The organism is Sinorhizobium sp. FG01, from assembly GCF_002531875.1.
Classification (GTDB): domain Bacteria; phylum Pseudomonadota; class Alphaproteobacteria; order Rhizobiales; family Rhizobiaceae; genus Sinorhizobium; species Sinorhizobium fredii_C.
In genome coordinates this window covers 195771-210425 of sequence record NZ_NWTB01000009.1, presented here as the reverse complement: position 1 = coordinate 210425, position 14655 = coordinate 195771, and the positions used below count along the sequence as shown (strand labels likewise).

The following is a 14655-nucleotide window of genomic DNA, read 5'->3' as shown; positions in this document are numbered from 1 at the left end:
TGATATTCGCGTGTCGAATGCAACTCATGAAAATTACTGATTTGATCGCCCGGGCTCGCTCTCCTTTTATGCGTCGAACGATGTTCAGAACAGGAGGGGACATGACCCGCACACTTTATGCGCTCTGTGGTACCGACCGGACGCGCCCCTTTTCGCCGCATGTGTGGAAGACCAAGCTTTCGCTCGCACACAAGGGGCTCGGCTTCGACGTGGCGCCTGTCGGCTTCACCGAAATCCCAAAGCTCGAGCAAGGAGCGACGAAGATCGTCCCGCTGCTCCGCGACGGCGACAATCTCGTCAGCGACAGTTTCGAAATCGCTCTTTATCTCGAGGAGACCTATCCCGACCACCCGGCCCTGTTCGGCTGCGAGGGTGGCAAGGCAGCGGCCCGCTTCGTCGAAGGCTGGTCGCAGATGACGCTGCATCCGGCGATCGGCCGCATCGCCATCATGAATATCCATGACAGCCTCGATCCGGTGGATCAGGCCTATTTCCGGCAGAGCCGCGAGCAGCGCTTCGGTAAGTCGCTCGAGGCGACCGCGGAGGCGGGAGAAGCGGATCTCGAAACCTTCTCGGTGAAGCTCGAACCGCTTCGCCACATGCTGAAATTCCAGCCCTTCATCGGCGGCGATGGGCCACTCTTTGCCGATTACATCGTCTTCGGTGCCCTGCAATGGGCGCGGATCGTCTCGCCGCATCGTCTGCTCGCTGAGGGTGACGTCGTTTCGGACTGGTTCGAGCGTTGCCTCGATCTCCACGATGGCCTCGGCCGTTCCGTGACAGCCGCGTGAAACTGTCGCCGGCTCAGGCGAATCATCGCCGCTCCCCCTTGTTTTGCGCGGCATTGGCGGCTAATGAACCGCCACTTTCTCAAGAGCAAGGGAATTGAGCCAATGGCGATTGAACGTACCTTTTCGATGATCAAGCCGGACGCAACGAAGCGCAATCTGACCGGCGCCATCACCAAGATGCTCGAAGACGCCGGCCTGCGCGTCGTCGCTTCGAAGCGCGTCTGGATGAGCCGCCGCGAAGCCGAAGGCTTCTACGCCGTCCACAAGGAGCGCCCGTTCTTCGGTGAGCTGGTCGAGTTCATGTCTTCCGGCCCGACCATCGTTCAGGTTCTCGAAGGCGAGAACGCCATTGCCAAGAACCGCGAAGTGATGGGCGCCACCAACCCGGCCAACGCTGACGAAGGCACCATCCGCAAGGTTCACGCGCTGTCGATCGGCGAAAACTCAGTTCACGGTTCCGATGGTCCGGAAACGGCTGCCGAGGAAATCGCCTACTGGTTTGCGGGCACCGAGATCGTCGGCTGATCCATTTTCTTCGTTTTGCGCTCTAAGGGCTTGAAACGGTCTTCGAAACCGGGGCGGAAACGCCCCGGTTTTCCTTATGTCGGGCAGGCGGACGTGTCGAAATGCGTCGGCGCCAGCCCATTCCTGAAGACTTCCGGATTCTTGTCGTAGGCAGGGCCGACGACCAAGGGTCTTGCCGGCATGACGCTCTGGTCGACATCGGAAACCACCGTCGTTTCCAGCTTCTGCAGCGTCGCTCCGTCCGGCCCCTTGACCTCGATCGTCACCGCATAGGGCCTCTCCTTCCTGACGCAGGTTAGGTCCGGGCTTTCCAGCACCACCTTGTCGAGCTTCGGGAAGAGCTTGCGCGTCAATGTCAGCGGTTCGCCGCCGGCCGGGTTCTCGAAGCTTGCCACGACGATGCTGCCGTCCGGCAGCGGTTCCGTCTTGTTGAGCGTGATCGTGTAGGTGGCGTAGGCGAGCCGGTAGTTGAAGACGAACATCTTGCCGGTCAATTTCAGTGGATCCGGTCCGGCCTCGCGCTGGCAGCCGGCAAGCGCGGCCGCGACCAAGGCGATTGCAATGGCGTGTCTCATGGCTGTGTTTCCTGTTTGGAACGGCGGTAGTGGCGTTTGGCCTTCGTGCGGTTGCCGCAAACCGCCATGTCGCACCAGGTCCTGCTCCGGTTGCGGCTGCGGTCAAGGAACAGCCATTCGCAGTTCGGGCAAATCTTAAGGCGGTCGGGCTCCGGATTGGCGACGAGGCTGAGCGCCGAATGCGCAGTGGCGACGTCGAGGGCGATGTATCCGCCGCCATCCCCCGGTCGGCGCACTACCGCGGCGATCGCCTCCAATAGGTCGGCAAGAAGCTCCGGCCGGTCTTCGTCCCGCACCAGAGCCCGGAAATGCCGGTCCGTCGCCTCGCGCAGATCGATCAGCGACGCCCGCCTTTCAGGCGCGATCGGACCGAGCCTGCCGAACCGCTGCTTCTCGCAACCATGGAGATTGGCTGCTTCGGCAAAGCTGTCGATCGCCCTTTCATCGGCAAAACGATCGATGCGGCGTTGCGGGTCGAAGCGCAGGACCACCGAATTGGCGACATCTAGCGCCAATGCGCCGCCCGAAAATCGATGCGCGGTCCAGGTGAAGCTCATGCGAAAATCCTAACTAGTAAAACTCATTTTACCAGTTATATTGATCCTGTCACCACTGCATGTCTCTTAAATCGACATCGATTTAAGGACAAAGATATGCAGCAATTCAAAGCGCTACAGCGATCCTTGCACGTCCGACAAGACGCACGGCGCTGTAGAGCCGCAGAGCAAAGTTGGTTGCGCCTTCGGCCTCCGCGTTTTGCAGGTGAACTTGATGCAGTTTCGTTCTCGGATCGACCCGATCCTGACCGCCGCGACCGACCGGATATGCCATGGCCTATTTCCTTCAGCAGATCGCCAATGCCGTTCCCGTGGCAGCGCTCTATGCGGCACTTGCCTTCGGCTACGCGATCGCCTTCGCCGTCACGCGGCGGGCCGACCTGACCTATGGCGCGCTCTTCGCATTTGCCGGGCAGATGTTCGTTCTCTTTTCGGATTTCGGCTGGAACCGGCTGTGGCTGGTGCTGCCTGCGGCCCTCGGCGTCGGTGCGGCGGCGGCGCTGAGCTTCGGGCTTGGCGCGGGGCTGGTCGCCGGCCGCTACATCATGCGGCCGCTGGCTTTCTCCTCGGCAAATGCGGTGGTTGTCGCCTCGCTCGGTAGCCTTATCGTGCTCATGGAAACGGCGCGTCTCGCGTCAGATACGAGAAGCCTCTGGCTGCCGCCATTTCTGAACCAGGTTATCGTCTTCTGGCCGGATCCGGAATTTCCCGTGACGCTGACAGTCGTGCAACTGCTGAACACCGCGCTGATGGCGGCGCTCGTCGCCGCCGGCCATTGGCTGCTGACGCACTCCTATGTCGGGCGATACTGGCGGGCCGTCTCCCAGGATCGTGAGGCTGCCGCCCTTTGCGGCATAGATCCCTCGATCGTCTACATTCTTGCCTATGGCGTCGCGTCGGTGATCGCCGCCTTCTGCGGCATTCTGGCCGCCTCCTATTATGGCAACATGGACTTCGGCATGGGCCTGACCTTCGGCGTCAAGGTCCTGTTCATCGCGGCAATCGGCGGCCAGGCGGCGCCACTCTATGCTGCCCTCGGCGCCGCCGGCGTAGGGCTCCTGGAAACGCTGTGGAGCGCCTACGGGCCGATCCTCTGGCGGGATTTCGCGATCTTCGGCTTTCTCGTCATCGTGCTCGTCGTGACCAGGCAGGAAAAGGTCATCCCCTGACGGCGCTCGCTCAGCGGCCCCAACGGCCGCGTGCCGCGTCGTCGGCGTCCTTGGCGCTGACCCAGTCGTCGGCACTGCCATCGGCACGGTGTTCCTTCTTCCAGAAGGGCGCCGAGGTTTTCAGGAAATCCATGATGAAGTTGGCGCCGTCGAAAGCGGCCTGCCGATGCGGCGAGACGGTGACCACGAGCACGATGTTCTCACCGGGCTCGATACGGCCGTAGCGGTGAATGGCCGTCGCGGCCTGCAACCCGAAGCGCTGCACCGCCTCGTGGCAGATGCGGCTGATCTCGGCTTCCGCCATGCCCGGATAATGTTCGAGTTCGAGCGCGTTCAAAGCCCCTGCCTCATCGCGGCAGAGGCCCAGAAAGGTGACGACAGCACCGATGTCCGCCCGGCCGCGGGTGAGCGCGGAGACTTCGGCTGCAAGATCGAAGTCCTCGGGTTGGACACGCACGCTGACCGAAGCGTCCATCGCCTCAGCCGCCCGTCATCGGCGGAAAGAGCGCGATCTCGCGGGCACCGGCGATCGGCTCGCCGTGATCGACATGTTCCTGGTTGATCGCCGCGCGGATGACGTTCTGGTGTTCGAGCGCCGATTCATACTCGGCGCCGAGCGTCTTCAAATGCGCCAGCAGATCGCCGACCGTGACGACGCCGTCCGGGAGATCCAGCGTTTCCTCACCCTTGCCGATGCGTTCGCGCACCCAGGAAAAATAGACGAGGTTGACGGTGCTCATTCGTTGACCACATGCTTCAGGCCAGCGCGGAAATAATCATAGCCGGTATAGAGCGTGATTGCCGCGGCGATCCACAGAAGGACGATGCCAGCCTCGGTTATATAGGGCACGATCTTGTCGCCGGCCGGACCGGCAAGCAGGAAGGCGATCGCCACCATCTGGATGGTCGTCTTCCACTTGGCGATTCGCGTAACGGGCACGCTGACCTTCAGCGCTGCAAGATATTCGCGAAGCCCGGAAACGAGGATTTCGCGGCAAAGAATGATGATCGCGGCCCAGATCGACCAGCCGGCGATGGTGCCGTCCGCAGCGACCAGCAGCAGGATCGAGGCGACCAGCAGCTTGTCGGCGATCGGGTCGAGCATCCGGCCGATATTGGAAGTCTGCTTCCATATGCGCGCAAGATAGCCGTCGAAGAAATCGGTGACCGAGGCGGTGACGAACAGCACGAGAGCGGTCCAGCGGGCGAAATCGGAACTGTGCAGCCGGCCCTCGATGAAGAAGCACAGCACGATCAGCGGCACGATGAGGATACGGAAGTAGGTCAGCAGATTCGGGATGCTGTAGGCAATGGGCGTTGGCATGGACTCGGTTTCTCTGGACACGACAATCCCCATTTCCCGCGGGTCATCGATGCGATTTTATTGTTCGGATGGCATCGGGTAAGCGCCAGCTCCCAGACCCTCCGGTTTCAGGTGTACAGAATGACTTTGCGACCACAAGGTCAACAGGTCATTGCGCTACTCCTGTCATATTTGGCGGATTTCGCCTGAACGCAGTCTGAATTGCGCCGCCGCTGCGCTTATTTGGCATCCTCGTGAAAATGCTCGTAGACGAGGCGGGCCACGGTCTCCGAAATGCCGTTGACGGCCATCAGGTCGTTGATGCCCGCGCGGGAAACCGCCTTGGCGGTGCCGAAATGGGTGAGAAGCGCTCGCTTGCGGGTCGGGCCGATGCCGGCGATTTCGTCGAGCGGGTTCTTGACCATCTCCTTCTTTCGCCGCGCCCGGTGCGAGCCGATTGCAAAGCGATGCGCCTCGTCGCGCAGCCGCTGGATGAAATAGAGCACCGGATCGCGGGGCGGCAGCGTGAACCCGTCCACGCCTTCGACAAAGAAGCGTTCGCGACCGGCGTCCCGGTCGACGCCCTTGGCGACGCCGATCGCCGTCACGCAGTCCTCGACGTCGAGTTCCTTGAGAATGGCGCGGACGGCCGTCATCTGTCCCTGGCCGCCATCGATGACGATGACGTCAGGCCATGCCGGGAAGGCCGCCTCTTCGCTCACCTCTGTCGAGCGGTCCGGCTTGCCTTCCTCCTTCAGCAGACGCGAGAAGCGACGCGTCATCACCTCACGCATCATGCCGAAGTCGTCGCCCGGGGTGATGTCCTTCGATTTGATGTTGAACTTGCGATACTGACCTTTAACGAAGCCCTCGGGGCCGGCGACCACCATGCCGCCGACGGCATTGGTGCCCATGATGTGCGAGTTATCGTAGATTTCGATGCGACGCGGCACCGAAGGCAACTTGAAGGTCTCGGCAAAGCCCTCGAGCAGGCGCGACTGCGAGGCCGTCTCCGCAAGCTTGCGGCCATGCGCTTCGCGCGCATTGGCCTGTGCGTGCTCGACAAGGTCCTTTTTCTCGCCCCGCTGCGGTACGAGGATCGACACCTTGTAGCCGGACTTCTCGCTCAACGCCTGGGCAAGCAATTCCTGCTCGTCGACCGCCTCGCAGAGCAGGATCTGCCGCGGGCACGGCTTGTCGTCGTAGAATTGGGCGAGGAAGGCGCTGAGTACCTCGGCGGCCGGGAGCGACGGGTCGGCCTTCGGAAAATAGGCGCGGTTGCCCCAGTTCTGGCCGGTGCGGAAGAAGAACACCTGGATGCAGGAAATGCCGCCCTCGTGGTGAATGGCGAAGACGTCCGCTTCCTCGACACCGGCAGGGTTGATCCCCTGGTAGCTCTGCACATGGCTGAGCGCCGCCAGGCGGTCCCGGTAAAGCGCCGCCCGCTCGAAGTCGAGATTTTCCGACGCTTCGGCCATCGCCGCGGCGATCGTCGCCTTCACAGCCTGGCTCTTACCGGAGAGGAAGTCCTTCGCCTCGCGCACGAGCTCGGCATAATCCGGATCGCTGATCTCGCCCGTGCAGGGCGCCGAACAGCGCTTGATCTGATAAAGCAGACAAGGCCGCGTGCGTGTTTCGAAGACGCTGTCGGTGCAGGTCCTCAAGAGAAAGGCCCGCTGCAGCGAATTGATCGTCCGCCCCACCGCACCGGCGGAGGCGAACGGCCCGAAATAGTCGCCCTTGCGGCTGCGCGCGCCGCGGTGCTTGTAGAGCGCCGGTGCCCGGGTGTCGCCGGTGACGACAATGTAGGGGAACGACTTGTCGTCGCGCAAAAGCACGTTGAAGCGCGGGCGCAGACGCTTGATCAGGTTCGCCTCGAGCAGTAGCGCCTCGATTTCGGTGCGCGTCGTGACGAACTCCATGTTCGCCGTCTCGCGCACCATGCGGGCGATGCGGTTCGAGTGGCCGCGCCCTTGTGCGTAGTTGCTCACCCGCTTCTTCAGACTGCGCGCCTTGCCGACATAGAGCACGTCGCCGGCCTCGTTGAACATTCGGTAGACGCCGGGTCCATTCGGCAGCAGCTTGACGAAGGCCTGGATCAGTTCGGCGCCCTTGAGCCCCTGCGTTTCTGCCTTGCTCTCCGCCCATTCCACAGTGGGCGCCGGCCGTTCGCTCTCGGCAACTTCGACGAGATCGTCTTCGTCATCGGTTTCGCTGCCGTCATAGAGGATGCCGCCGTCGGTGGGCGTCCGCCCGTTCATTCCACTATCTCCCGAATATCCGGCGTCTCCCAGGCGAGGTGCTGGCCGCCGTCGAGCGCGATCATCTGTCCGGTAACCGAGGGCGTCTCGAAAAGGAAGCGGATTGCGCGTCCGAATTCGTCGAGCGCCGGACCTCGCCTGAGAATCAGCGCGTGGACCTGGGCTTCGAAATCGCGCCGGTCCTGCCGCTCGTTCGGCAGCGTCGGACCGGGCCCGATGCCGTTGACGCGAATGTCAGGCGCCAGCGCCTGCGCCATCGTCTGGGTTGCCGTCCAGAGCGCCGACTTGGAGAGCATATAGGAATAAAAGCGTGGATTTGGAGACCAGACGCGCTGGTCGATCACATTGACGATAAGGCCGGAAACATCGCCCGAACGCTGCCGCGCGAAGTCGCGGGCAAGCAGGGAGGGGGCCCGCACATGCAGGGCGAAGTGCCGCTCCCAGGCGTCCTCGTCGAACTCGTCGAGACTGTCCTTGTTGAAGACCGAGGCATTGTTGACGAGGAGATCGAGCGGGCCGAGCAGCGAGGTCGCCTGCGCGATCAATTCCGACGCCGCCCTCACATCGGTGAGGTCCGCCTGGAGGGCGACAGCGTTTGTGCCGGCTTTTCTGAGGTCTGCCGCCAGCGCCTCGGCCTCGGCCATGGAGCCGTTTGCATGGATGGCGACCGCAAAGCCGTGGACGGCGAGATCCTCAACTATTGCCCTGCCGATGCGCCGGGCGCCGCCTGTAACCAGCGCCGCCTTGAATGTCCTTTTCAACGTTCTTTCCCGTTCTGCGAATCCTGTTCCGGTCGGACACAGATATAGGCAGGAAAGGCCGGGCTGAAAAACTCCCCCGGACGATTCATTTCGGAAAAATTAACGTGAGCGGCGTATTTTGAATTATCTTTTATTCTTATAGTATATCTTTGGTTAATCTTCAATTATGGTTAATAAATCCTCTGTGTCGTCAAGGCAACATCAAAGTTTGGACGCGGCTACGCCGCTAAAATTTCACATTTTAGCTCTTGAGAATCCGCATTTTCTGTCCAATTTCCGGTCAACCGGACGGGTTGATTGTAGATACCCGGTGTCTCGATAAAGCACGCCAAAGAGATGCTTCGGGGCGCCGGTCTGAAAGGAGAATAGTATGCGTACGCTCACCACCACTCTCATGGCTTCGGCCATTGCCCTGGTAACCTTCCAGGCAGCTCACGCCGCCGACGCGGTCGACGAAGTTCCGGCTGCTCCGGCTGCCGAATATACCGAGCCGGCCGTCAAGAACTGGTCCGGCGCCTATGTCGGCGGCACGGCCAATTGGCATCACGGCGAAGCCGATGCCACCGGCGGGAACACGTCGGCCGGCTTCGGCGGCGGCCTTTACGGCGGCTACAACGTGCAGGACGGTCAGATGGTCTACGGCGGTGAAGCCGACGTCAACTACGCCGGCAACGACTCCCACTCCAGCGGCCGCCGCGTGAAGCAGGGCGTCAACGGCTCGCTCCGCGGCCGCGTCGGTGTCGACCTCAACCCGGTGCTGGTCTACGGCACGGCCGGTCTCGCCCTTGGCAATGCCAAGCTCTCCACCCCGGCGGGCTCCGACGACAAGACCCTGGTCGGCTGGACGGCTGGCGCCGGTGCCGAAACCTTCGTCACCGACAACGTTACGGCCCGCGTCGAATACCGTTACACGGACTACGCCTCCAAGGACTTCCGCACCGGCGGCTCGACGGTCTCCTCCGGCTATGACGAGCACAGCGTCCGCGTCGGTATGGGCGTCAAGTTCTGATCCTTTCAAACGGATCAAGAAAAGGCCGGGGTGACCCGGCCTTTTTTGTACCCTTGATTCAGGTCTTGAATTTGGGATAATCCGGAAAGTGTTTCTCGAACTTGGCCGGCCAGGCCTTGAGCTTCGGCCGCCCTTTCTGCCATTCGCCGGCAAAGCGCAGCTCGATATAGCGCAGCATGGCGGCGAGCGCGAAATGTCCCGCATTCAGCTTGCCGCCGGTCTTCGGCAGATGAGCTTCCAGGTGGTCGAGCCCGCGCTCGACCTTTTCCCATTGTCGGTCGATCCAGGGCTGATGCACCTTTTCCGGCGGATGAAAGCGCTTTTCGTAGACGATCGCCAGCAGGCTGTCGCAGATGCCGTCGCAGAGCGCTTCGAAGATCTCGATCTGGGTGCGCTTCTCGGCGGTTTTCGGATAGAGCCCGCCTTTGGTCTCGCGGTCGAGGAAATGCATGATCGCCCGGCTGTCGTAGATCGACCGGCCATCGGCCGTGATCAGCGTCGGGATTTTTCCAAGCGGATTGCTGTCGACCAGTTCCGGCGGATTGGCATTGGTGTCGGTGAGCACGCTTTCCGCAGCGATTCCGAGATGATGGGCAGCCATCCGAACCTTGTTGGAATAGGGGGAGGCGGGCGAGTAGAGTATCTTCATTCGTCTTTCCGTTCTTATGGTGCGGCGGGGAGTAGCACCGCGCCTCGTCGGCAGGCGCGGCGATCTATTTCAGGGCAGGCCCTGAAACGCAATTCCCTGTCGAAGCAGACCCTGATTTCCTCGATCAGAGGCCCCTCGCAGGTCACGGCGATCATGTCTTTCGCCATGCCGGGGTTCTTCGTCGTGAAAGCGGTCTCGATCGATGCGGCGGAGAGGTCTCGCGAACCCTCCGTGGAGGTAAACTCGGCAGGAATCTCAAGCCGCTCGCGGGCCGCCCGTGTCACAGCGAAATAATCCGCCTGGCTGAGGCCGGAGCAGGTGCCGTGTTTGCGCCATTGATGCCCGATCAAGCCCATCGACGGAACGATGTCGAGATATTGCCGGCCAAGTGACTCAGGGACCCGGGCGGATTGCCCCGTCTGGCAAAACTGCGGATAGCCGCGTTCATATTGCGGCCAAAGGCCGTGGACGATCAGGCCGCTGCCGCGCTCGCATTGTTCGGATTTGCCCTTCGGGTCATTGCCTCGGCACCAGGTCGGGGACCAGGAGAGCGAAAGCACATAGAAGTCGAAGCCCTTGCCGAGCGGTACGCTCGCCGATGCGGCACCCGCCGGGGCGTCCACCCCGGAGCCGGATGTCTTGTCGCCTTCGCCGTTACAGCCGGCGATCGCCAACAGGGCAAGGGTCGCCAGAAGCCGGTTTCTTGCGGCAATCAACGAAGCGAAGAGCAATGGGCGCCGTAGACATACCAGGGATCGAGGCCGCCGACGCAGAACTCGACATTGGAGCCGACGCCGGCAAATCCCCAGGGTCGCTCGATGAGGTACCAGAGCGGCCTCCGGACCCCGTCGCTCATCACCGCGGTCGCATAGCAATATTCACGTTCGACCAGATGGGTGTAGTCGCGCGGCTCGAAGCGGTTCTGGCCCATGTCGCGGATTTCGGCGATCGCGAGATTGGCATGAAGATAGTTTGCCGCCTTATAGTCGAAGCGCCGCGTGATGAAGCCCAGCACCGACGGGTTGCCGCAAATGCCGATATTGTAAGCCTGCGGGGCGACGGGCACCGCGGCCAAATCCGCGGCGGCGGCACTGGTGACCACACCGGCGGCGAGGGAAAGCGAGGTCAGAAGCATTGCGGCAAGCTTGCAAATCATGACTTCCTCCTGGATCGTCTCTACAGCGCCGCGCGTCTTTCAGACGCGCAAAGGACGCTGCAAGACTTTGAACCTACGCATCGTGCTTTCCGAAAATGGATTCCGATTTCCGGGCCGATGCGCTAGAGATTGATGCCACGGCACCCGACGCGTCAAGGCCCTCGGTTGAGAGCTGTTTCGCCGCGCAGCCAGAAGCAGCGTGCCGACGCGAAGCGATCCTGGCGAAGTCGTTCCTTCAGGAAGGGCAGCAGGATGTCGAGCTCGTCCTTGAGCGTATAGGGTGGATTGACGATGACAAGGCCCGAGCCTGCCAGTCCGGTGATGTCGCGATCGCTGCGGACCGCAAGCTCGGCGCACAGCATTTTGGGTATTTCCAGCGCTTTCAGCGCCTCATGAAATTCCTTGACCGGCGCGCCTTTCTTCAGCGGATACCAGAGGCAGTAGATACCGCCGGCAAAGCGGCGATAGGCCCTGGCAAGCCCTTCGGCCAGCCGCTCGTATTCACCTTCCTTCTCGAATGGCGGATCGACGAGCACGAGGCCGCGCTTTTCCTTCGGCGGCAGGTGGGCGCCGAGCGCCAGCCAGCCGTCGAGCCGGGTGATCCGGCTCTGGAAATCGCCGTCGAACAGCCGGTGCAGCGTTTCATAGTCGTCCGGATGCAGTTCCATTGCCGAGAGCCGGTCCTGCGGCCGAAACAGCATGCGGGCAAGCTTCGGCGAACCGGGATAATGCGTGATCCCGGCATCCGCCCCAGTATGCGGATTGAGATCGCGCACGGCCGCAAGATAGGGCTCGAGAATGGCGGCTACCGGTGGAGGGAGTTCGGCGTCGACCAGCCTTCCGATGCCGTCGCGCCACTCGCCGGTCTTTTGCGCCTCCTCGCTGGAGAGGTCATAGAGACCGATGCCGGCATGGGTATCCAGCACCCGGAAGGCCCTATCCTTCTGTTTGAGATAGGTGACGAGCCTGGCCAGCACCGCGTGCTTCAGGACATCGGCGAAGTTGCCCGCATGATAAATGTGCCGATAGTTCATAAGAGCCGCCGATGGCTGCGATCAATTGTTTCGATGGATGGCGAATGGGACTTTGAGCCCTCTTTCGGATGCCATATAGAAAAGCCATGAACGTTGCGACCCCCATCAGAGCAGAAAAGTCGGTTGGCCACTCTGTCTGTCCGCATGATTGTCCCTCGGCTTGCGCGCTGGAAGTGGACCTGACCGCCGAAGGCCGGATCGGGCGCGTCCGCGGCGCGGCCGCCAACAGCTACACGGCCGGCGTCATCTGCGCCAAGGTCGCGCGCTATGCCGAGCGCATCTATCATCCCGGCCGGCTGATGGTGCCGCAGCGCCGCATCGGCGCGAAAGGCGAGGGGCGCTGGCAGGAAATCTCCTGGGAGGCGGCACTCGACGAGATCGCCGAACAATTCGTCAAGGCCGAGCAGGAACACGGCTCGGAAGCGGTCTGGCCCTATTTCTATGCCGGCACCATGGGGCAGGTGCAGCGCGATTCCGTCGAGCGCCTGCGCCATGCCAAGCGCTATTCCGGCTTCTTCGGCTCGATCTGCACGAACATGGCCTGGACCGGCTTCACCATGGCGACCGGAGCCCTGCGCGGCCCGGACCCGCGCGAAATGGCCAAGTCCGATTGCGTGGTAATCTGGGGCACCAATGCGGTGGCAACCCAGGTCAACGTGATGACCCATGCGGTCAAGGCGCGCAAGGAGCGCGGCGCCAAGATTGTCGTCATCGACGTCTACGACAATCCGACGGTCAAGCAGGCCGATCTCGGCCTCATCCTGAAGCCCGGCACCGATGCCGCGCTCGCCTGCGCCGTCATGCATATCGCCTTCCGAGACGGCTACGCGGACCGCCCCTATATGGCGGAGTATGCCGACGACCCGGCCGGCCTCGAAGCGCATCTCGAGACACGCGGGCCGGAATGGGCGTCGGCGATCAGCGGGCTCTCCGTCGAGGAAATCGAGGCCTTCGCGAAACTCGTCGGGACGACGCCGAGAACCTATTTCCGTCTTGGCTACGGCTTCACCCGCCAGCGCAACGGTTCGGTCGCAATCCACGCCGCAGCATCGGTCGCCACCGTGCTCGGCTCGTGGAAGCACGAGGGCGGCGGAGCCTTCCATTCCAACAACGACATCTTCAAGCTCGACAAGCGCGAACTGGTCGGCACCGCTCTGCACGACCCCGACATACGCATGCTCGATCAATCGCAGATCGGCCGCGTGCTGACCGGCGACGCCGAGGCGCTGCGCCATCGCGGGCCGGTAACGGCGATGCTGATCCAGAACACCAATCCGGTAAACGTCGCGCCCGAGCAGCGGCTGGTGAAGAGGGGGGTCCTGCGCGGCGACCTCTTCGTCGCCGTGCATGAGCAGTTCATGACCGACACCGCCCGGCTTGCCGACATCGTCCTGCCGGCAACGATGTTTCTGGAGCATGACGATCTCTATCGCGGCGGCGGACACCAGCACATTCTGATCGGCCCGAAGATCGTCGAACCGCCGTCGACGGTGCGCACCAACCTGTTCGTCATCGAAGAACTGGCAAAGCGCCTCGGCGTTGCCGATCGAACGGGCTTTGGCCTCTCGGAGCGGCAGCATATCGACAGGCTCCTCGCCAATTACGGCCTCGGCTACGAAGAAATGAAGGAGCGGAAATGGCTTGATTGCCAGCCCGGGTTCGAGGAAGCGCATTTCCTCAAGGGTTTCGGGCACCCGGACGGCAAGTTCCGCTTCAAGGCGGACTGGACCGGAACACCCGCACCGAACCGGCCGCCGAAATCGATGGGCCCGCAGGGACCGCATGGCAGCCTCCCCGAGTTTCCCGACCATGTCGATCTGATCGAAATCGCCGACGGCCGTCATCCATTCCGGCTGGCGACCTCGCCGGCGCGTTCGTTCCTGAACTCGACGTTTTCCGAGACGCCCTCTTCGATCGAGAAGGAGGGGCGCCCGGAGGTCATGATCCATGTGGAGGACGCAGCCGGGCTCGGCATCGCCGACGGCGATATCGTCCGGCTCGGTAACGACCGCGGCGAGATCCGACTTCATGCCAGGATCGGCGGCGGTGCGCGCCGCGGCGTGGTGATTGCCGAGGGTCTCTGGCCGAACGGCGCCCATCTCGATGGCGAGGGGATCAATATCCTGACCGGTGCGGACGCGGTCGCACCCTATGGAGGGGCGGCCTTCCACGACAACCGGGTCTGGATGCGCCGGGCCTGAGCAGCCATGTTCGACACGCGCAGCATGCGTGTGAAAACGCTTTCATCAAGGATCACCCATGACGCAGCATGAAGACCCGCGCATCCGGATACTCGACCGCCGGTCTCTCTGGAAGGGCTTCATCAGCCTCGAGCAGGTCACCCTCGAGCAACAGATGTCCGACGGCAGGACTGCCCGCCTCGTTCGCGAGGTGCACGATCATGGCCGGGCAGCGACGATCCTGCTTTTCGACCCGGAACGCCAGATCGTCGTGCTCGTCCGCCAGTTCCGCCTTCCCGTCCTGCTGCAGGGGGAGCCCGCCTATCTGGTCGAGACGCCGGCGGGCCTGCTCGACGGCGAGGCGCCGGAAGTGGCGATCTGCCGCGAGGCGATGGAGGAGACCGGCTATCGCATCGAGAGTGCCATGCATCTCTTCGACGCCTATATGAGCCCCGGTTCGATAACCGAACGGACGAGTTTTTTCCTCGGCCGCATCGATACGTCCAAGAAGGTGGCCGCCGGCGGCGGGCTGGCGCATGAGGGCGAAGACATCGAGGTGCTGGAAATCGCCTTGGACGACGCCGTCGCAATGATCGGCACCGGCGAAATCTGCGATGCCAAGACGATCATGCTTCTGCAATGGGCCGTGCTGAACCGGGCGGCGCTCGCGGGCTAACCCCTTGAT

Annotated in this window: 18 protein-coding genes; 6 read left to right on the top strand and 12 right to left on the bottom strand. The window is 62.5% G+C overall.

What is annotated here, in order from left to right:
- The first annotated feature begins 101 nt into the window (after positions 1-101).
- Together CO656_RS17050 and ndk are read left to right on the top strand one after the other, a co-directional pair.
- Positions 102-791 (top strand): glutathione S-transferase family protein, encoded by a 690-nt coding sequence (locus tag CO656_RS17050; RefSeq protein ID WP_097526496.1) that lies wholly within the window; start codon positions 102-104, stop codon positions 789-791.
- 102 nt (positions 792-893) lie between these two features.
- Positions 894-1316 carry a nucleoside-diphosphate kinase gene (gene ndk, locus CO656_RS17045; protein WP_012707487.1) on the top strand — a complete coding sequence of 141 codons (423 nt, stop codon included), beginning with the start codon at positions 894-896 and terminating at the stop codon, positions 1314-1316.
- Positions 1317-1390: 74 nt separating this feature from the next.
- Here the strand turns inward: ndk and CO656_RS17040 are convergent, their stop codons facing one another.
- The 3 genes from CO656_RS17040 to CO656_RS30245 form a co-directional block, all read right to left on the bottom strand.
- Positions 1391-1891 (bottom strand): hypothetical protein, encoded by a 501-nt coding sequence (locus CO656_RS17040; RefSeq protein ID WP_097526495.1) that lies wholly within the window; start codon positions 1889-1891, stop codon positions 1391-1393.
- Positions 1888-2448, bottom strand: coding sequence for a CGNR zinc finger domain-containing protein (locus CO656_RS17035; protein ID WP_097526494.1), 561 nt, complete (start codon positions 2446-2448; stop codon positions 1888-1890). Before CO656_RS17035 ends, CO656_RS17040 begins: the two co-directional genes overlap by 4 nt.
- A 106-nt stretch (positions 2449-2554) precedes the next feature.
- On the bottom strand, positions 2555-2722 hold the full coding sequence (locus CO656_RS30245; RefSeq protein ID WP_158254925.1) for a hypothetical protein: 168 nt from the start codon (positions 2720-2722) through the stop codon (positions 2555-2557).
- On the opposite strand from CO656_RS30245, the gene CO656_RS17030 reads away from it, so the two are divergent.
- On the top strand, positions 2721-3617 hold the full coding sequence (locus tag CO656_RS17030; protein WP_097526493.1) for a branched-chain amino acid ABC transporter permease: 897 nt from the start codon (positions 2721-2723) through the stop codon (positions 3615-3617). The two genes, CO656_RS30245 and CO656_RS17030, sit on opposite strands and share 2 nt — an antisense overlap.
- 10 nt (positions 3618-3627) lie before the next feature.
- Here the strand turns inward: CO656_RS17030 and CO656_RS17025 are convergent, their stop codons facing one another.
- From CO656_RS17025 to CO656_RS17005, 5 genes are all read right to left on the bottom strand, one after another.
- On the bottom strand, positions 3628-4092 hold the full coding sequence (locus tag CO656_RS17025) for a molybdenum cofactor biosynthesis protein MoaE (protein ID WP_097526492.1): 465 nt from the start codon (positions 4090-4092) through the stop codon (positions 3628-3630).
- A 4-nt stretch (positions 4093-4096) separates the two neighbouring features.
- Positions 4097-4357, bottom strand: a complete 261-nt coding sequence (gene moaD, locus CO656_RS17020; RefSeq protein WP_037413895.1) for a molybdopterin converting factor subunit 1 — start codon at positions 4355-4357, stop codon at positions 4097-4099.
- A complete protein-coding gene (gene pgsA, locus CO656_RS17015) occupies positions 4354-4941 on the bottom strand; it encodes a CDP-diacylglycerol--glycerol-3-phosphate 3-phosphatidyltransferase (RefSeq protein ID WP_037379793.1) in 588 nt (195 codons plus the stop codon). The genes moaD and pgsA overlap by 4 nt, the downstream gene beginning before the upstream one ends.
- A 218-nt stretch (positions 4942-5159) precedes the next feature.
- The gene (uvrC, locus tag CO656_RS17010) at positions 5160-7181 is read right to left on the bottom strand and encodes an excinuclease ABC subunit UvrC (protein ID WP_097526491.1); all 2022 of its coding nucleotides are present in this window, start codon (positions 7179-7181) and stop codon (positions 5160-5162) included.
- Positions 7178-7942, bottom strand: coding sequence for an SDR family oxidoreductase (locus CO656_RS17005; RefSeq protein ID WP_037413902.1), 765 nt, complete (start codon positions 7940-7942; stop codon positions 7178-7180). Before CO656_RS17005 ends, uvrC begins: the two co-directional genes overlap by 4 nt.
- Positions 7943-8312: 370 nt before the next feature.
- Here CO656_RS17005 and CO656_RS17000 point away from each other — a divergent pair, with 370 nt between their 5' ends.
- Positions 8313-8951, top strand: coding sequence for an outer membrane protein (locus tag CO656_RS17000; RefSeq protein WP_037413904.1), 639 nt, complete (start codon positions 8313-8315; stop codon positions 8949-8951).
- Between the two features lie 58 nt (positions 8952-9009).
- On the opposite strand, the gene CO656_RS16995 is transcribed toward CO656_RS17000, so the two are convergent.
- The 4 genes from CO656_RS16995 to CO656_RS16980 all read right to left on the bottom strand — a co-directional run bounded on the left by CO656_RS16995 (position 9010) and on the right by CO656_RS16980 (position 11790).
- A complete protein-coding gene (locus CO656_RS16995) occupies positions 9010-9600 on the bottom strand; it encodes a glutathione S-transferase (protein WP_097526490.1) in 591 nt (196 codons plus the stop codon).
- Between the two features lie 14 nt (positions 9601-9614).
- A complete protein-coding gene (locus CO656_RS16990; protein ID WP_234819787.1) occupies positions 9615-10316 on the bottom strand; it encodes a ribonuclease T(2) in 702 nt (233 codons plus the stop codon).
- Positions 10313-10756 (bottom strand): hypothetical protein, encoded by a 444-nt coding sequence (locus CO656_RS16985; RefSeq protein ID WP_037413910.1) that lies wholly within the window; start codon positions 10754-10756, stop codon positions 10313-10315. Before CO656_RS16985 ends, CO656_RS16990 begins: the two co-directional genes overlap by 4 nt.
- A 152-nt stretch (positions 10757-10908) precedes the next feature.
- Positions 10909-11790, bottom strand: coding sequence for a 23S rRNA (adenine(2030)-N(6))-methyltransferase RlmJ (locus tag CO656_RS16980; protein ID WP_037413912.1), 882 nt, complete (start codon positions 11788-11790; stop codon positions 10909-10911).
- Positions 11791-11858: 68 nt separating this feature from the next.
- Here CO656_RS16980 and CO656_RS16975 point away from each other — a divergent pair, with 68 nt between their 5' ends.
- Complete coding sequence (locus CO656_RS16975; protein WP_097526489.1) at positions 11859-13991, top strand: molybdopterin oxidoreductase family protein; 2133 nt, start codon at positions 11859-11861, stop codon at positions 13989-13991.
- A gap of 58 nt (positions 13992-14049) precedes the next feature.
- On the top strand, positions 14050-14646 hold the full coding sequence (locus CO656_RS16970; RefSeq protein WP_097526488.1) for an NUDIX domain-containing protein: 597 nt from the start codon (positions 14050-14052) through the stop codon (positions 14644-14646).
- The last annotated feature ends 9 nt before the right edge of the window (positions 14647-14655 follow it).